At 73.6% G+C, this 14,618-nt stretch carries 12 protein-coding genes, 2 tRNA genes and 1 riboswitch; of the genes, 5 read left to right on the top strand and 9 right to left on the bottom strand.

Going from position 1 to position 14,618, the window contains the following annotated elements:
• The first annotated feature begins 81 nt into the window (after positions 1-81).
• The 4 genes from ACZ4VK_RS23820 to ACZ4VK_RS23805 all read left to right on the top strand — a co-directional run bounded on the left by ACZ4VK_RS23820 (position 82) and on the right by ACZ4VK_RS23805 (position 5,482).
• Positions 82-1,521: an MFS transporter gene (locus ACZ4VK_RS23820; RefSeq protein WP_468355282.1), complete on the top strand. Its 1,440-nt coding sequence runs from the start codon at positions 82-84 to the stop codon at positions 1,519-1,521.
• 98 nt (positions 1,522-1,619) lie between these two features.
• Entirely contained in the window at positions 1,620-2,804 is a 1,185-nt protein-coding gene (gene lhgO, locus ACZ4VK_RS23815; RefSeq protein WP_468355279.1) for an L-2-hydroxyglutarate oxidase, read from the top strand.
• A gap of 482 nt (positions 2,805-3,286) precedes the next feature.
• Positions 3,287-4,081, top strand: a complete 795-nt coding sequence (trmB, locus tag ACZ4VK_RS23810; protein ID WP_468355276.1) for a tRNA (guanosine(46)-N7)-methyltransferase TrmB — start codon at positions 3,287-3,289, stop codon at positions 4,079-4,081.
• Positions 4,082-4,150: 69 nt separating this feature from the next.
• Positions 4,151-5,482, top strand: coding sequence for a PrsW family intramembrane metalloprotease (locus tag ACZ4VK_RS23805; protein WP_468355273.1), 1,332 nt, complete (start codon positions 4,151-4,153; stop codon positions 5,480-5,482).
• Positions 5,483-5,506: 24 nt separating this feature from the next.
• On the opposite strand, the gene ACZ4VK_RS23800 is transcribed toward ACZ4VK_RS23805, so the two are convergent.
• The 6 genes from ACZ4VK_RS23800 to ACZ4VK_RS23775 form a co-directional block, all read right to left on the bottom strand.
• Entirely contained in the window at positions 5,507-6,454 is a 948-nt protein-coding gene (locus ACZ4VK_RS23800) for an aldo/keto reductase (RefSeq protein WP_468355270.1), read from the bottom strand.
• Between the two features lie 124 nt (positions 6,455-6,578).
• Positions 6,579-7,712: a M23 family metallopeptidase gene (locus ACZ4VK_RS23795; protein WP_468355267.1), complete on the bottom strand. Its 1,134-nt coding sequence runs from the start codon at positions 7,710-7,712 to the stop codon at positions 6,579-6,581.
• Positions 7,713-7,723: 11 nt separating this feature from the next.
• A riboswitch (cyclic di-AMP (ydaO/yuaA leader) is annotated at positions 7,724-7,870 on the bottom strand.
• A gap of 201 nt (positions 7,871-8,071) precedes the next feature.
• Positions 8,072-9,283: a PP2C family protein-serine/threonine phosphatase gene (locus ACZ4VK_RS23790; protein WP_468355263.1), complete on the bottom strand. Its 1,212-nt coding sequence runs from the start codon at positions 9,281-9,283 to the stop codon at positions 8,072-8,074.
• Positions 9,284-9,433: 150 nt separating this feature from the next.
• Positions 9,434-10,174: a MerR family transcriptional regulator gene (locus tag ACZ4VK_RS23785; protein WP_468355260.1), complete on the bottom strand. Its 741-nt coding sequence runs from the start codon at positions 10,172-10,174 to the stop codon at positions 9,434-9,436.
• A 106-nt stretch (positions 10,175-10,280) separates the two neighbouring features.
• A tRNA-Met gene (locus ACZ4VK_RS23780) sits at positions 10,281-10,354 on the bottom strand.
• 97 nt (positions 10,355-10,451) lie between these two features.
• Positions 10,452-10,946: a rhodanese-like domain-containing protein gene (locus tag ACZ4VK_RS23775; protein ID WP_468355257.1), complete on the bottom strand. Its 495-nt coding sequence runs from the start codon at positions 10,944-10,946 to the stop codon at positions 10,452-10,454.
• A gap of 249 nt (positions 10,947-11,195) precedes the next feature.
• On the opposite strand from ACZ4VK_RS23775, the gene sigJ reads away from it, so the two are divergent.
• Positions 11,196-12,164, top strand: coding sequence for an RNA polymerase sigma factor SigJ (gene sigJ / locus ACZ4VK_RS23770; RefSeq protein ID WP_468355254.1), 969 nt, complete (start codon positions 11,196-11,198; stop codon positions 12,162-12,164).
• A 35-nt stretch (positions 12,165-12,199) separates the two neighbouring features.
• On the opposite strand, the gene ACZ4VK_RS23765 is transcribed toward sigJ, so the two are convergent.
• The 3 genes from ACZ4VK_RS23765 to ACZ4VK_RS23755 form a co-directional block, all read right to left on the bottom strand.
• Complete coding sequence (locus ACZ4VK_RS23765; protein WP_468355252.1) at positions 12,200-12,784, bottom strand: phosphatase PAP2 family protein; 585 nt, start codon at positions 12,782-12,784, stop codon at positions 12,200-12,202.
• The gene (locus ACZ4VK_RS23760) at positions 12,781-14,202 is read right to left on the bottom strand and encodes a diacylglycerol/lipid kinase family protein (protein WP_468355249.1); all 1,422 of its coding nucleotides are present in this window, start codon (positions 14,200-14,202) and stop codon (positions 12,781-12,783) included. Before ACZ4VK_RS23760 ends, ACZ4VK_RS23765 begins: the two co-directional genes overlap by 4 nt.
• A gap of 218 nt (positions 14,203-14,420) precedes the next feature.
• Positions 14,421-14,493 (bottom strand) — tRNA-Lys (locus tag ACZ4VK_RS23755).
• Positions 14,494-14,618 lie beyond the last annotated feature (125 nt).

Below are 14,618 nucleotides of genomic sequence, written 5' to 3'. Positions count from 1 at the left end.
GCGAACTACGCTGTGTTTACGAATGCCGCCCGCCTATGCCCGGCGTCGTGGCGGCCGTCTGGGTGGTCGAGGGGTGGCGTCATGTCCAGGGAGCAACGCGGGCCGAACGAAAAGCTCGGCACGGTTCTCGCCCTCGCGGGAATCAGCAACGCCGGGCTCGCCCGGCGCGTCAACGACCTCGGATCCCAAAGGGGCCTGACGCTTCGTTACGACAAGACCTCGGTCGCCCGGTGGGTGTCGAAGGGGATGGTGCCGCAGGGTGCCGCCCCGCATCTGATCGCCGCCGCGATCGGACAGAAGCTCGGCCGGCCCGTGCCGCTGCACGAGATCGGGCTCGCCGACGCCGACCCCGCGCCCGAGGTGGGGCTCGCCTTTCCGCGCGACGTGGGCGAGGCGGTGCGCTCGGCCACCGACCTGTACCGGCTCGACCTCGCCGGGCGGCGGGCCGGCGGCGGGATCTGGCAGTCGCTCGCCGGGTCCTTCGCGGTGAGCGCGTACGCGACGCCCGCGTCCCGCTGGCTGATAACCCCCGCCGACCCGTCGGTGGAGCGCGAGGCCCCGCGCCCGGCGGGCGGCAGCACGGCCGCCGCCGTCACGGAGCACACGCGCGTGGGCCACAGCGACGTCGCCAAGCTCCGCGAGGCCGCTGAGGACGCGCGCCGCTGGGACTCCAAGTACGGCGGCGGGGACTGGCGCTCCTCCATGGTCCCCGAGTGCTTACGCGTGGACGCGGCGCCGCTCCTCCTCGCCTCGTACTCGGACGAGGTCGGCCGCGCCCTGTTCGGCGCTACCGCCGAGCTCACCCGGCTCGCCGGCTGGATGGCCTTCGACACCGGGCAGCAGGAGGCCGCCCAGCGCTACTACATCCAGGCCCTGCGGCTCGCGCGCGCCGCCGCCGACGTGCCCCTCGGCGGCTATGTCCTCGCCTCCATGTCCCTCCAGGCCACCTACCGGGGCTTCGCCGACGAGGGCGTGGACCTCGCCCAGGCCGCGCTCGAACGGAACCGGGGGCTCGCCACCGCCCGCACCATGTCCTTCTTCCGGCTCGTCGAGGCACGCGCGCACGCGAAGGCCGGGGACGGGGTCGCCGCCGCGGCCGCGCTCAAGTCCTCCGAGGGGTGGCTCGAGCGCTCACGGGACGGCGACGCCGACCCGACCTGGCTGGGCTTCTACTCGTACGACCGGTTCTGCGCCGACGCCGCGGAGTGCTACCGGGACCTGAAGGCGCCCCACGAGGTGCGGCGCTTCACCGAGCAGGCCCTCTCCCGGCCGACCGAGGAGTTCGTCCGCTCGCACGGGCTGCGGCTCGTGGTCTCCGCCGTCGCCGAACTGGAGTCGGGCAACCTGGACGCGGCCTGCGCGGCCGGTACGCGCGCGGTGGAGGTGGCGGGCCGGATCTCCTCGGCCCGGACGACCGAGTACGTACGGGACCTGCTGCACCGGCTCGAGCCGTACGGGGACGAGCCGCGCGTGAGGGAGCTGCGGGAACGGGCCAGGCCGCTGCTCGTCGCCCCGGCGTGACACCCCCTCGGGGCGTGACCTGCGTCTCGTGATGTCGCGCGAGGTTTCACGGGATTGTCAGTGGGCCAGTGCACTATCGGGGGTGGGAGGTGGCGCTGGTGTTTGACTGTGACGTGCTGGTGATCGGCGGCGGGATCGTCGGTCTGTCGACGGCGTACGCGCTGACGCGCGCCGCTCCCGGCACCCGGGTCACGGTCCTGGAGAAGGAGCACGCCCTCGCGCGCCACCAGACCGGGCGCAACAGCGGGGTGATCCACAGCGGGATCTACTACCGGCCGGGGTCGCTCAAGGCCCGGTTCGCGGTCGAGGGCGCGGCCGAGATGGTCAAGTTCTGCGCGGAGTGGGGCATTCCGTACGAGGTGACGGGCAAGCTCGTCGTCGCCACCGCGCGCGAGGAGCTGCCCCGGCTGCACGCGCTCGTGCAGCGCGGCAGGGAGAACGGCATCCCGGTCCGCGAGCTGGGCCCGGCGCAGATCAGCGAGTACGAGCCGCGGGTGCGGGGCCTGGCCGCGATCCACGTCGGCACGACCGGCATCTGCGACTACGGGGCCGTGTCGGCCCGGCTCGCCGAGTCCTCCGGCGCCCGGATCCTGTACGGGGCGGAGGTCACCGTGATCGACCGGCGGCCGTGGGGGGTCGCCGTGCGGACGGCGGACGGCCGGGTGGTGCGGGCGCGGGTCCTGGTGAACTGCGCGGGGCTGCACTGCGACCGGATCGCGCGGCTCGCGGGCGACGACCCGGGCATGCGGATCGTCCCCTTCCGGGGGGAGTACTACGAGCTCGCGGACCCCTCGCTCGTGCGGGGCCTGGTCTACCCGGTCCCCGACCCGGCCTTCCCGTTCCTCGGGGTGCATCTGACCCGGGGCATCGACGGCGGCGTCCACATCGGGCCGAACGCGGTCCCGGCGCTCGCGCGCGAGGGGTACGGCTGGTCCGTCGTCCGCCCGCGCGAGCTCGCCGGCACGCTGGCCTGGCCCGGCTCGTGGTCGATCGCCCGGAAGCACTGGCGGTACGGGGCGGGAGAGCTGCGCCGGTCGCTGTCGAAGCGGGCGTTCACGGAGGCGGTACGGCGGCTGCTTCCGGTGGTGGAGGAGTCGGACCTGCGGCGGGCGGCGGCGGGGGTGCGGGCGCAGGCGGTGCTGCGGGACGGGACGCTGGTCGACGACTTCCTGATCCGCGAGGCCGCCCGGACGGTCCACGTCCTGAACGCGCCTTCGCCTGCGGCGACGGCGTCACTGCCGATCGGCCGGGAGGTGGCGACGCGCGCGCTGAGGCTGCTGTAGGGGGCGGGACCGCGACCTTCCCCGCCTCCTCGTTGTGGGCATCTGTTCCGCAAGGGCGGACGGCGCCCCTTGCCGGGCCTAGGCCTCCGGCGCCCCCTCGTTGTGGGCATCTGTTCCTCCCCCAGACTTCGTCCGGGAGGTGCCCCCAGGGCGGAACGGGTGGGCACAACGGAACGGCGCCCCCTGCCGGGCCTAGGCTTCCGCGCCTGAACCCGCACCCGTTGTGCGGCGCACAGTCGGTGCGGGTCCAGGCGCAAGGGGCGGAGGCGCCGCCAAGGGCGCCGTCCCGTGTGCCCACCCTCCCCCAAGCTCTCGGCTCCGCTCGAGCAGGGGGCACCCCCATCGCCCTGCGGGACGATTGCCCACACGGGGGGGTGGCCGGGGGCGCGGCGGCGGCCGTAAGCGCGGGGCCGCACGGGTGGCGGTCAGCCGGTGGTGGGCAGCGTGCGGTCAGGGGCGGGCGCCGTAGAATCGGGGGCATTGTGTCTGAGCAGCCTGAGAACTTTTCGCAACCCGCCGCCGACCCCGGCACGCCCCCCGCGCGGCGGGGCAGCCAGAGGTTCGCCCCCGGCGAGGGCCCCCTGCCCGACCCCGCCGGCTCCCACCACGAGCGGCGAATCCGCAGCTTCCAGCCGCGTCGCAGCCGCGTCACCACCGGCCAGGCCGAGGCGATGCTGAAGCGCTGGCCCGACTGGGGTCTCGACATCGACGGCAAGCGGGTCCTCGACCTCGCCGAGATGTTCGACGGTCTCCCGGTCGTCCTGGAGATCGGCTTCGGCATGGGCGAGGCGACCGCGCAGATGGCCGCCGCCGACCCCGGCACCGGCATCCTCGCCGTCGACGTGCACACCCCCGGCCAGGGCAATCTGCTCGGTCTCGCCGACCGGAACGGCCTGACCAACATCCGGGTGGCCAACGGCGACGCGATCATCCTGCTCCGCGAGATGCTCACCACGGACGCCCTCGACGGCTGCCGCGTCTACTTCCCCGACCCGTGGCCCAAGGCGCGTCACCACAAGCGGCGGCTCATCCAGCCCGAGTTCCTCAGTCTCCTCGCGACCCGGATGAAGCCCGGGGCCGTGCTGCACTGCGCCACGGACTGGGAGGAGTACGCCGTACAGATGCTGGAGGTGCTCTCCGCGCATCCGGACTTCGAGAACACCCAGGCCGACGGCGGTTACGCGCCCCGACCGGACTTCCGGCCCCTCACCCGCTTCGAGGGCCAGGGCCTGGACAAGGGCCACGTCGTGCACGACCTCCTCTTCCGCCGGAAGTAACCCGGCCGACGTGACGGGGAGCCCGTAACCCCGTCGCCGCTGTCGGTGGGGGTCGTTAGGGTCGCTCACGTGTCGAACCCCGCCCCCGCCGACCAGCCGGAAGCCGCTCCCGTCCCGCACCGGGACACCGAGGAGCCGGCCTTCCCCGCCGCCGCCGACCGGTCCACGTGGCGCTACCGGCCACGCCGGGCCTTCTGGCGCAGCCGGCTGGTCCGGGCCGTCGCCGTCATCACCGTGCTCGCGATCTGCGCCCTGTTCATCCTGGCGCTGGTCCGCGAGCAGACCGGCACCGAGGGTTTCCTCGTCGGTCTCGGCCTCGCGCTGCTGCCCGTACCGCTGCTGATGGCCGCGTTCCGCTGGCTCGACCGGGTCGAGCCGGGCCCGTGGAAGAACCAGCTCTTCGCCTTCGCCTGGGGCGCCTTCGCCGCCGCGCTCGTCGCGATCCTGGCGAACACCTTCGCGGTCCGCTGGATCGCGACGGCCACCGCGGACCCGGCGTCCGCGGACAACCTCGGCGCCACGGTGGTCGCGCCGGTGGTCGAGGAGAGCGCGAAGGCGGTCGCGATCCTGCTGCTCTTCCTCTTCCGGCGGCGGCATTTCGGCGGGCTCGTCGACGGCGTGGTCGTCGCCGGTTTCACGGCGACCGGCTTCGCCTTCACCGAGAACATCCTCTATCTCGGCAACGCCTTCGGCGAGGACCAGGCGTTCGGCTCGTCCGGTCTCGGCTCGGTGACCGCCGGAACCTTCTTCGTACGGGTCGTGATGTCGCCGTTCGCGCATCCGCTGTTCACCGTGCTCACCGGCATCGGCTTCGGCTTCGCCGCGCTCGCGCCCCGCGGGAGGCGTCTGCGGAAGGTGCTCCTTCCGCTCGCGGGGCTGCTGCTCGCCATGGGGCTGCACGCCGCGTGGAACGGCTCGGCCACCTTCGGCGGCCCCTGGGCCTTCCTCATCGTGTACGGGGCGCTCATGGTCCCGGCCTTCGGCCTGCTGACCTGGCTCGCGGTGTGGAGCCGGCAGCGGGAGCTGCGCACGATATCCGGGGAGCTCCCGGCGTACGCGGCGGCCGGCTGGCTCTCCCCCGCCGAGCCGCTGGCGCTCTCCTCGATGCGGGCCCGACAGGTGGCCCGTGCGTTCGCCGCCCGGACGTACGGCTCGCCCGCCGCGCGGGCGGTGGGCGAGTACGAGTCCTTCGCGACGGCCCTGGCGTTCCTCCGGGACCGGGCCCGGCGCGGCACGGCCGGGCCCGACTTCCCGGCCCGCGAGCAGGAGCTGCTGCACCATCTGTGGCAGCGCCGCGAGGTCGCCTCGCCGGCGCTGACGTACGCGGCACGGGCGACGGGCCGGGCCTGGGCGCCGCCGCAGTACCTGGACTACGACGGCTACAACCCGTACCGGAGTTAGACGGAACCGGAGGGGACGGGCGCCTCAGAGCGCCGACGCCTCCGTCAGAAGCGTCAGCTCCGCATCGGTCAGGGTCAGGTCGGCGGCCGCCACGAGCGCCGGGAGCTGTTCGACCGTACGCGCGGAGGCGATCGGGGCGGCGACCGTCGGCCGGGAGGCGAGCCAGGCGAGGGCGACGGTGGCGAGTTCCGCCTCGTGCGCCTCGGCGACCGTGTCGAGCGCGGAGAGCACGGCCCGGCCCCGCGCGGTGTCGAGGTGGCCGCCGGCGCCGGAGGCACGGACGCTGTCGACGGTGGCGCCCGGACGGTACTTGCCGGTGAGGAAGCCGGACGCGAGACCGTAGTACGGCACTGCGGAGAGCCCGGCCTGCTCCACGGTCTTCAGGAGCGGGCCCTCGTACGTCTCGCGGGAGACCAGGTTGTAGTGCGGCTGGAGGGCCACGTACCGGGCGAGGCCCTCGGCTTCGGCGAAGTCGAGGGAGGCGCGGAGCCGCTCCGGGGAGATGTTGGAGGCGGCGACCGCCCGCACCTTGCCGTCCTTCACGAGCTGGTCGAGCGCGGTGACGATCTCCTCGACGGGGACCGACTCGTCGTCGAAGTGCGTGTAGTAGAGGTCGATGCGGTCGGTGCCGAGGCGGCGCAGCGACTCCTCCGCGCCGGCCTTGATGGTGGTGGCGGACAGGCCCTTGAAGCGGGGGTGGGCGCCGACCTTGGTGGCGACGACGATGTCGTCGCGGTTGCCGCGCGAGGCGAGCCAGCGGCCGATGACGGTCTCGGACTCGCCGCCCTCGTTGCCCTCGGCCCAGGCGGAGTAGACGTCGGCGGAGTCGACGAAGTTGCCGCCCGCGGCGGCGTAGGCGTCGAGGACGGCGAAGGACTGCTCCTCGTCGGCGGTCCAGCCGAAGACGTTGCCGCCCAGGGCGAGCGGGAAGACGTGCAGGTCGGAACTGCCCAGCGGGCGGAGAGAGGTCATGGAGTGAGCAACCTTCGCCGCCGCCGGGCCTATTCCTCGGGTGGCAGCCCGGCCGATCTCCGATCGACGCCCGGCCGACCTCGGATCGACGCCCGGCCGACCTCGGATCGGCGCTCGCCCGACCTCAGATCGACAGGCCCTTGGAGCGGAGCCAGGACGCCGGGTCGATGCCGTCGCCGCCGGGCGTGTGCACCTCCATGTGGAGGTGGGCGCCGGAGACGTTGCCGGTGGCGCCGACGCGGCCGATCGTCTCGCCGGTGCCGACGGTCTGCCCGACGCCGACCGTCATGGACGACAGGTGGCAGTACCAGACCTCGGTGCCGTCCTCCAGCTCCAGGACGATCCGGTAGCCGTACGAGCCGGACCAGCCGGCCTCCTTGACCGTGGCTCCGTGGACCGCCTTGAGCGGGGTGCCCGTGGGGGCGGCGAAGTCGAGGCCCGTGTGGTAGCCGGAGGACCACATCGAACCGGACTGCATGTACACGGCGGTGAGGGAGTACGAGGAGAGCGGCATCGAGTAGCTCGCGGCGAGCTGCGCGAGGCGCTCGGCCTCGGCCTTCGCCCTGGCCTCCTCCTCCGCCTTGGCCTTGGCCTCCGCCTCGGCCTGCGCCTTCGCCTCGGCGGCCGCCTTCTCCGCCGCCTCGGCCTTGGCCTCGGCCTCCGCGGCCGCCTTCTCCGCCGCCGCCTTCTCCGCCGCGGCCTTCTCGGCGGCGTCGGCGGACGCCTGCTGCTGCTCGGCCTGCTGCATGATGCGGGCGCGCAGGGCCTCGCCGGCGTCGGCCGTGCCGGTGGCCGTCCGCGTGGCCTGCTCGGCGGTCGTCCCGGTCCGCTCGTCGTCGACGGTGGTGTACGTGGCGGCGGTGAGCGGGTTCGGGTTGGAGCGGGCCGCGTCGGCGGCCGCCATGTCGTCGTCCGAGGTCGTGTCCGCCTCGGGGAGGAGGTCACCGACGCCGGGGAGGTCGTGGGCGTCCGGCAGACCGAGGTCGGGGAGGTCCGGGAGCGAGATGGCCACCGGCGGCTTCTCCTGCGCGGTGGCGAGGCCGCCCGCGCCGACGGCGGCGATGACACCGACGCCGAGGACGGTGGAGGAACGGGCGAAGTTGGAGCGCTGCTTGACGACCCGGTGCCGGCCGCCGGAGCGGTTCTGGGCGCGGAGGGAATCCTCGGTGGGGTTCCACTCGGTGTCCGGGGCGGCGGGACCCGCACCACCACCGAAGGCGTCGAAGGGAGCTTCGGGTACGGGGGTGTTGGACGCCACTGAGGGGCGCTCCTTTCCTTCCTTCTCGCCTACCGGGTTAGCTGACGGGTTCGGAGCAGGAAGGTCTCCTACGGGCACGGTCGCACAGGTGCGAAGGGCCCGATTCACCCCAATTGGTGGTTCCCCGGTTCCTTTTCAGGATTCGGCGCGTGCGCACGGTGCCGCCTCTTGCGGCGGCTGGGACGACCGCGCTGCGTTATCGAACGTTAATAGACAGGGGGTGCCGATTCCAAGCCGCTCCCCTTGATCGTTCATTGAATTGGGTGCGAATGACCCGAGTTGACCCCCCTTCAGTGCGCGCCGGTCAAACCCAGCGGGTCTGACGTTATGTCAATTGTTATCGCAGTGACACCTCTCGACTACGGCCGGTGACCGGGCCCGGCCGGCGGCACCACCGGCATCGTGCGCCGCCGCTCCGGCTGCCCCTTCGCGGGACGGCTCAGCGCGAGCAGCGCCATGTCGTCGGTCGCCCCGCCGCCCGTGTGCAGCCGTACGTCGTCCACCAGCGCGTCGAGGAGTTCCTCGGGCCCCGGGAAGATCCGCCCGGCGAGGCGTGACCCGGGGTCGTAGAAGACGCCCGCCGCGTTCCGCGCCTCGGAGAGGCCGTCGGTGTAGAAGAGCAGCGTCGCGCCCGGCGGGTACGGCCGCCCCTCGGCGCGGTCCGGCCACACCGCCAGATCGCCCATGCCGAGCGGCAGCGCCGGCTCCGTCGGCTCCAGCGTGTCCAGGCGCCCGTCCGCGTACAGCATCAGCGGGGGCGGGTGGCCGCGGTTGACGACCCGTACGAAACCGTCGAAGGTGCCGCTGCCGTCCTCGCGCGGGATCTCGGCGAGGACGGCGGTGGTGAACCCCTCGAAGGCGTCGAGCCCGTCCCTGCGGGTGCCCTCGCGGGCCAGCGCCCGTTCGAGGCGCTGCGCCACGCCCTCCAGGCTCCGCTCCTGCTCGGCCGCCTCCCGGAAGGCGCCGATGACGACGGCGACGGCCTCGACCGCCTCCATGCCCTTGCCCCGGACGTCCCCGACGACGAGCCGCACCCCGTAGGGGGTGTCCTGGACGGCGAACAGGTCGCCGCCGATGAACGCGTCCGCCTGCGCCGCCTCGTAACGGGCCGCGCACTGCAGCCCGCCGATCCGCTCGGCGGGCGTCGGCAGCACGGCCTTCTGCGCGGTCTCCGCGATGACCCGGGCCGACGCGAGCCGCTCGCCGCTGCGCCGCACGACCCGGCTGATGAGGAGGGCCAGCGCGGAGACGGTCACGACCGTCAGGGTCTCGGTCAGGGCCGGGATCTCGTCGGCGGTGCCGTTGTAGAGGTGCAGCCCGACGGAGGCGAGGACGGCGGCGAGCCCGGTGAGAAGAGTCGTGAGGGTGGAGAAGAAGGGCGCGGCGATCAGCGGGGCGGCGGAGAAGAGCGGCGCCGCGGTGTACGCGGGCGGTGTCAGGACGTCGAAGACGACCCCGCCGATGATGACCAGCGGCGGCAGCGCCCGGATGAACCGCCGGGCGCGCCCGTACGAGCGGCGGCCGTCACCGCCCCGCCGCCCGCCGCCGCCCGCTCCTAGGGGGTGCCCCACCTGTGCTCTCCTGCCCGGTCCGTACCCGGCCGCGGTCCGTACCGCGCCCTCCCAGGGTGGCCGCCCCCACGCCGGGCGGCGAGTCCCACGGGGCCGACTGGCGTACGGCTCAGGACGGGCCGGGCACCCGTGCTCGGCGGTCGGGCGCCGTCACAGGTTCCGCTCGGCGTAGATCTCCATCGCGTCCCGGACGAGGACCGCGGTGCCCTCGCCGTGCCGGTCGTAGTTCGCGGTGAAGCGGGGGTCGTCGACGTACATCCGGCCGAGGCCGATCACGTACTCCCGGCTCGGGGTCGTGGTGTGCGACAGCCACGCGACCTGGCGGCGCGTGATCGCCTGCACCTCCTCGCTGCCGGCGGTGAGGCCGTCCGCGAGCGCCCGAGCGAAGTCGCGGGCGATCCCCGCCTGCTCGTCCAGGAACGCCTTCCGCCGCGCCGCGTCGAGCGACCGCCACCAGCGGTCCCCCTGCTCGTACGCGTCGCGGCCCCAGCGCTCGGTGACCTCCTCCTCGTACGCCGTGTGGTCGAAACCGTCGAACACTTCCTCGGCCATGAGCTCTTCTCCGTTCTCGGTCTTGTGGAGAGTGGTCCGCACGGACGCGATCTGCCGCCCGATGCGCTCGCGTTCCTGCTCGAGCAGGGCGAGGTGGGTGCGGAGCGCGGCGGACGTGTCCCGCTGGCCCGCGAGGACCTCGGCGATGGCGGGCAGCGAGAGCCCGAGCTCGCGCAGCAGCAGGATCCGCTGCAGCCGCACGAGCGCCGCCTGGTCGTAGTACCGGTAACCGTTCGCGCCGATCCGGCTCGGCTCAAGCAGTCCGCGCTCCCCGTAGTGCCGGAGGGTGCGGCTGGTGGTGCCGGCCTTCCTGGCGATCTCCTGGATCGACCACTCCATACCGAGAACGCTAAATCTTGACGTTGCGTAAAGGTCAAGCAGAGAAAAGCGGGAACGACGAAGGCCCGGATCCAGTGACTGGATCCGGGCCTTCGTTGCTACTGAGTAGCGGGGACAGGATTTGAACCTGCGACCTCTGGGTTATGAGCCCAGCGAGCTACCGAGCTGCTCCACCCCGCGTCGGTAAACATGACTCTACGGCATGACCGGGGCGATCACGAAATCGGTTTACGTCGGCAACCGATCGGCGGACCAGCAGCAGCCCTTCGGTAACCGATCAGCAGCCGCAGTCGTCCGAGTCCACCGGCGCCGTGAGCGGGTCCGCGGCCTTCTCCGCGGGGCCCTCCCAGGTCTCGTACGCGAAGCCCTCGCGCACCCAGTACTCGAAGCCGCCGAGCATCTCCTTCACCTGGAAGCCCAGCTCCGCGAGGGCGAGCGCGGCGCGCGTGGCGCCGTTGCAGCCGGGGCCCCAGCAGTACGTGACGACCGGCACGGACCGGTCGAGCAGCTGCTCGGCCTGCTCGGCGATGAGCGCGGTCGGCAGGTGCACCGCGCCGGGGACGTGCCCCTGGTCCCAGGAGGCGGTCGACCGCGAGTCGATCACCACGAAGCCCGGGTCGGTGCCGTCGGCGGCCGCGGTGGCGAGTGCCGAGGCCACGTCGGAGACGTCGGCGTGGAACGCGAGGCTGGCGGAGAAGTACGCGGCGGCTGCGGCCGGTGAGGCGGGCGGAGTACGGAGTACGGGGTTGACCTGCGTCGTTGTCGTCGTCATGGTGATCAATCTACGGACGAAGATCACCCGCCTGAAGTGAGGATCCACGGTGGTCGGGGGCCTTGGCCGGGGAAACCCGGGCGTTCGCCATGAGGCGGCGTGGATCTCACGTATCGAAACCGCGTGACCCGCCCCACGACCACCACAGCCGTGTCACACCGGCGGGGTTTCCTCCGTCATGACGGCATGAGGGCACGAGGGCATGACGTCATGACGGGACGCGATCACAAGAGATGACGCGATGACGAGATGACCGGACACGAACGGGGAGATCGACGAGTGGACCAGGACCGCAACACCGACGGACGGCCGGCCGGGCGCGACACCGACGAACTGCTGGCCCGGCACTTCGAAGCCGACCGCGGCCACCTGAGAGCGGTGGCCTACCGCATGCTGGGCTCCCTCAGCGAGGCCGAGGACGCCGTCCAGGAGGCCTGGTTCAAGCTGAGCCGCAGTGACGTCAGCGAGGTGCGGAACCTCAGCGGCTGGCTGACCACGGTCGTCGGCCGCGTCTGCCTCGACATGCTGCGCTCCCGCGGCTCGCGCCGCGAGGACCCGCTGGAGTACTACGTCCCCGACCCGGTCGTCCGGCTCCCCGACACCACCGACCCCGAGCACGCGGCCGAGGTCACCGAATCCGTCGGCCTCGCCCTGCTCGTCGTCCTGGAGACACTCGCGCCGGCCGAGCGGCTCGCGTTCGTCCTGCACGACATGTTCGCCGTCTCCTTCGACGAGATCGCGCGGATCGTGGACCGCACCCCGGCCGCCACCCGCCAGCTCGCCAGCCGCGCCCGCCGCCGCGTGCAGGACGCCACCCCCGCCGCGGGGCCCGACGCGCGACGGCAGCGGGAGATCGCCGACGCCTTCCTCGCCGCCGCGCACGGCGGCGACTTCGAAGGACTGCTCGCGGTCCTCGACCCGGACGTGGTGCTGCGCGCGGACGGCGGCGCCGCCCTCGCGGTCGCCTCCAAGATCGTCAGGGGCGCCGAGGCGGTCATCGCGCAGGCCCTCACCTACGCCAGGTTCCGTACGGCGGCACTGCCGCTCCTGGCCAACGGCGCGCCCGCGGTCCTCTCGGTCTCCGACGGGCGTCCCTCCGCGCTCATGGCGTTCACGATCGCCGGGGACCGGATCGTCGAACTCCACATCCTTGCGGACCCGGAGCGGCTCGCCGGGCTCGGCTTCCGGGAGGAGGACCTGGCCCGGGCGACGTACTGACGCCCGGCCACGTCACCTGATGCCCTGTCGGCCGCCTACTTCCCCCGGGCGGCCGACCAGGACGCCCCGGCCGTCAGGGAGACGGCGGCGCTCGCCATGCCGAGGACCGCGCCCGCGGCGACGTCACCCGGATAGTGGACCCCGGTGTGCACCCGGGAGTAGCCCACGGCCATCGCCAGGACCTGGAGGGGCACGGCGGCCGGGGGCAGCACCACCCCGACGGCGGTGGCGAAGGCGACCGCCGACGCGGTGTGCCCGGAGGGGAACGAGGCCGAGTCCGGCATCGGCACATGGCGGCCCGCCACCACCCGGGCGGCCTCCCGGTCCGGCCGCTCCCTGCGGACGAGACGCTTGCCCAGCAGGTTCGCGGTGGCCGAGGCCACGGCGATGGCCCCGACACCGGCGAGGGCCGCCCGGCGCGGCCGGCCGGGGACCAGGGCGAGCGCCGCCGCCACGGCGAACGAGATCTTGGAGTGGTCGGCCGTGTGCGAGAGCCTGCGGAGCCCCGCGTCGAGCGCCGGCGTGGGGGTGGCCGCCACGGCGGCGTACACGGCGCCGTCGACCGCGCGGAGGTCGCTCAGCACGGCCCGGAGGGGGCTCTTGGTGGTCGTCCCGGTCATGTGCCGCTCCTCGGGGAGGGATGGTGGATGGCGAGTTGGATGATGCGCCGCCAGTCCATGGGCGGCAGCGGGTCACCGGCCCCCGGCCGGCCGCGGGGCACGAGGACCCGCAGGGCGCCGGGTCGGAGGGTACAGACGACCGGAGTGGGCAGGATCAGCGCCTCGCCGTCGACGGCGACGGCGATGGAGCCGGGGGCGGGGAACCCGGCGCCTCCTCCGGAGAGGACGGGGTTGCCGCCGGCGGTCTTCCCCGTCACCTCGACCCGGGTGGCCGTCAGCACGTTCAGGCCGGCCGACTGGGCTCCGCGTACGGCCAGTTCGGCGGCCCCCACCGCCCCGTCGACCCGGATGCCGATCACCCCGAGCCGGCCCCGGTCGAGCCGGGGTCTGCGCGCGGCGGCGGCACCGAAGGGATCGGGCGCGGCATAGGGGTTGTTGCTGACGAGAAGCGCCTGCTGAGCGGGGAGCCGTACGTCGTCGGCGACGGCGTCGAGGCGGTCGCCCTCGCCGCCCTGGAGCAGATCGGGCAGGACGTCGAGCGCGGTGCCCGCCTTGGCGTCGCGGTACTCGGGGTGCTGGACGACGTCCGCGTACACGCCGAAGGAGACCGTGTTGACGAACGGGCGGCCGGAGACCGAGCCCAGGTCGACCCGGAGTTCCTCGCCGTCGACGAGGGCGTCGAGGCAGGTCGCCGGGTCGGCGCGGTCGAGGCCCAGATCGAGGGCGAAGTGGTTGCGGGTGCCGGCCGAGACGACGAGGAACGGCAGGTCGTGCTCGGCGGCCACGGCGGCGACCAGCGCCTGCGTACCGTCGCCGCCGGCCACTCCGAGCAGGTCGGCGCCGTCGGCGACGGCCTCCCGGGCGAGCGCGGCGACATCGGTCTCGACGGACGGATCGATGAGGACGACCCGGGCACCGAGCTTCTCGGCGCGCTCGACGAGACCGAAGCGGGCGACCTTCCCGCCACCGGACTTGGGGTTCATGATCAGCACGGGCCGCCGGGGTCTCGGCCGCCGCTCGCCGCGCGCCAGGTCGGTCCGCCGGCCCCTGCCGTTCCCGTCCAGGTCGCGGAGGCGGCGCAGCGCGGACCGCGCGCAGACGAGGGCCGCGCTCCACAGCCCGAGCGCGAGGAGCGCGGTCAGCCAGAGGCCCCAGATGACGTACAGGCTCAGGACCAGGAGGGGCGCGCCGACGGCGAGCAGCGCGCCGAGCACCCGCAGCGGGCCGCGGTGGGCGAGGAAGTACCAGATCCCCACGGCCGAACAGGCGAGTCCGACGAGGCCGCTCAGCAGGATCAGCAGCCCGCCGCCGCCGAGTCCGCTCAGCAGGAGCACGACCGCCGCGGCGGCCGCGCCGAGCGCCCACCGGGCGAGCCCCCGTACCTCCGCCATCGGATCACCGGATCCGTTCACCGTCACCGTCCCCACCTCCACGCTCGCCGCCCACGTTCCAGACTGGCCCACGGTGCCGCACCCGGTGCCCGGGGCGGGGCCGTTCGCCCCGGAAAGATCGACGGAAAGCCACGGCGGCCCCCGGTGTACGGGCCCCGCGCGGGAACGCCGAAGCGCCCCGCCCGGTCGGAACCGGTCGGGGCGCTTCTCGGCGGCTCGGAGGTCAACCCCCGCCCCGCCACACGTAGGCCGTGTGGGACTCGAACCCACAACCAACGGATTAAAAGTCCGCTGCTCTGCCAATTGAGCTAACGGCCCGTGGACAAGCACACCCGTGCAGCATAGCCCGAGTGATCCCCCGAACCGATCGGGTATCCGGCACCGGCCCCGCCGCGCGCCGTACCGCGGGCCGGTGGGGCCGACGGTACGGCGCGTGGCGCGCG

This window comes from Streptomyces sp. NPDC028711, from assembly GCF_055565415.1.
The sequence above is the reverse complement of the archived record's forward strand: the minus strand, read 5'-3'. Positions and strand labels throughout refer to the sequence as shown.

Coding starts and splice junctions, on each gene's coding strand:
- ACZ4VK_RS23820 (WP_468355282.1), top strand. CDS start 82: ATGTCCAGGGAGCAACGCGGGCCGAACGAAAAGCTCGGCACGGTTCTC.
- ACZ4VK_RS23800 (WP_468355270.1), bottom strand. CDS start 6,454: ATGACCTCTCTCCGCCCGCTGGGCAGTTCCGACCTGCACGTCTTCCCG.
- ACZ4VK_RS23785 (WP_468355260.1), bottom strand. CDS start 10,174: ATGGAGTGGTCGATCCAGGAGATCGCCAGGAAGGCCGGCACCACCAGC.
- ACZ4VK_RS23775 (WP_468355257.1), bottom strand. CDS start 10,946: ATGACGACGACAACGACGCAGGTCAACCCCGTACTCCGTACTCCGCCC.
- sigJ (WP_468355254.1), top strand. CDS start 11,196: ATGACCGGACACGAACGGGGAGATCGACGAGTGGACCAGGACCGCAAC.
- ACZ4VK_RS23765 (WP_468355252.1), bottom strand. CDS start 12,784: ATGACCGGGACGACCACCAAGAGCCCCCTCCGGGCCGTGCTGAGCGAC.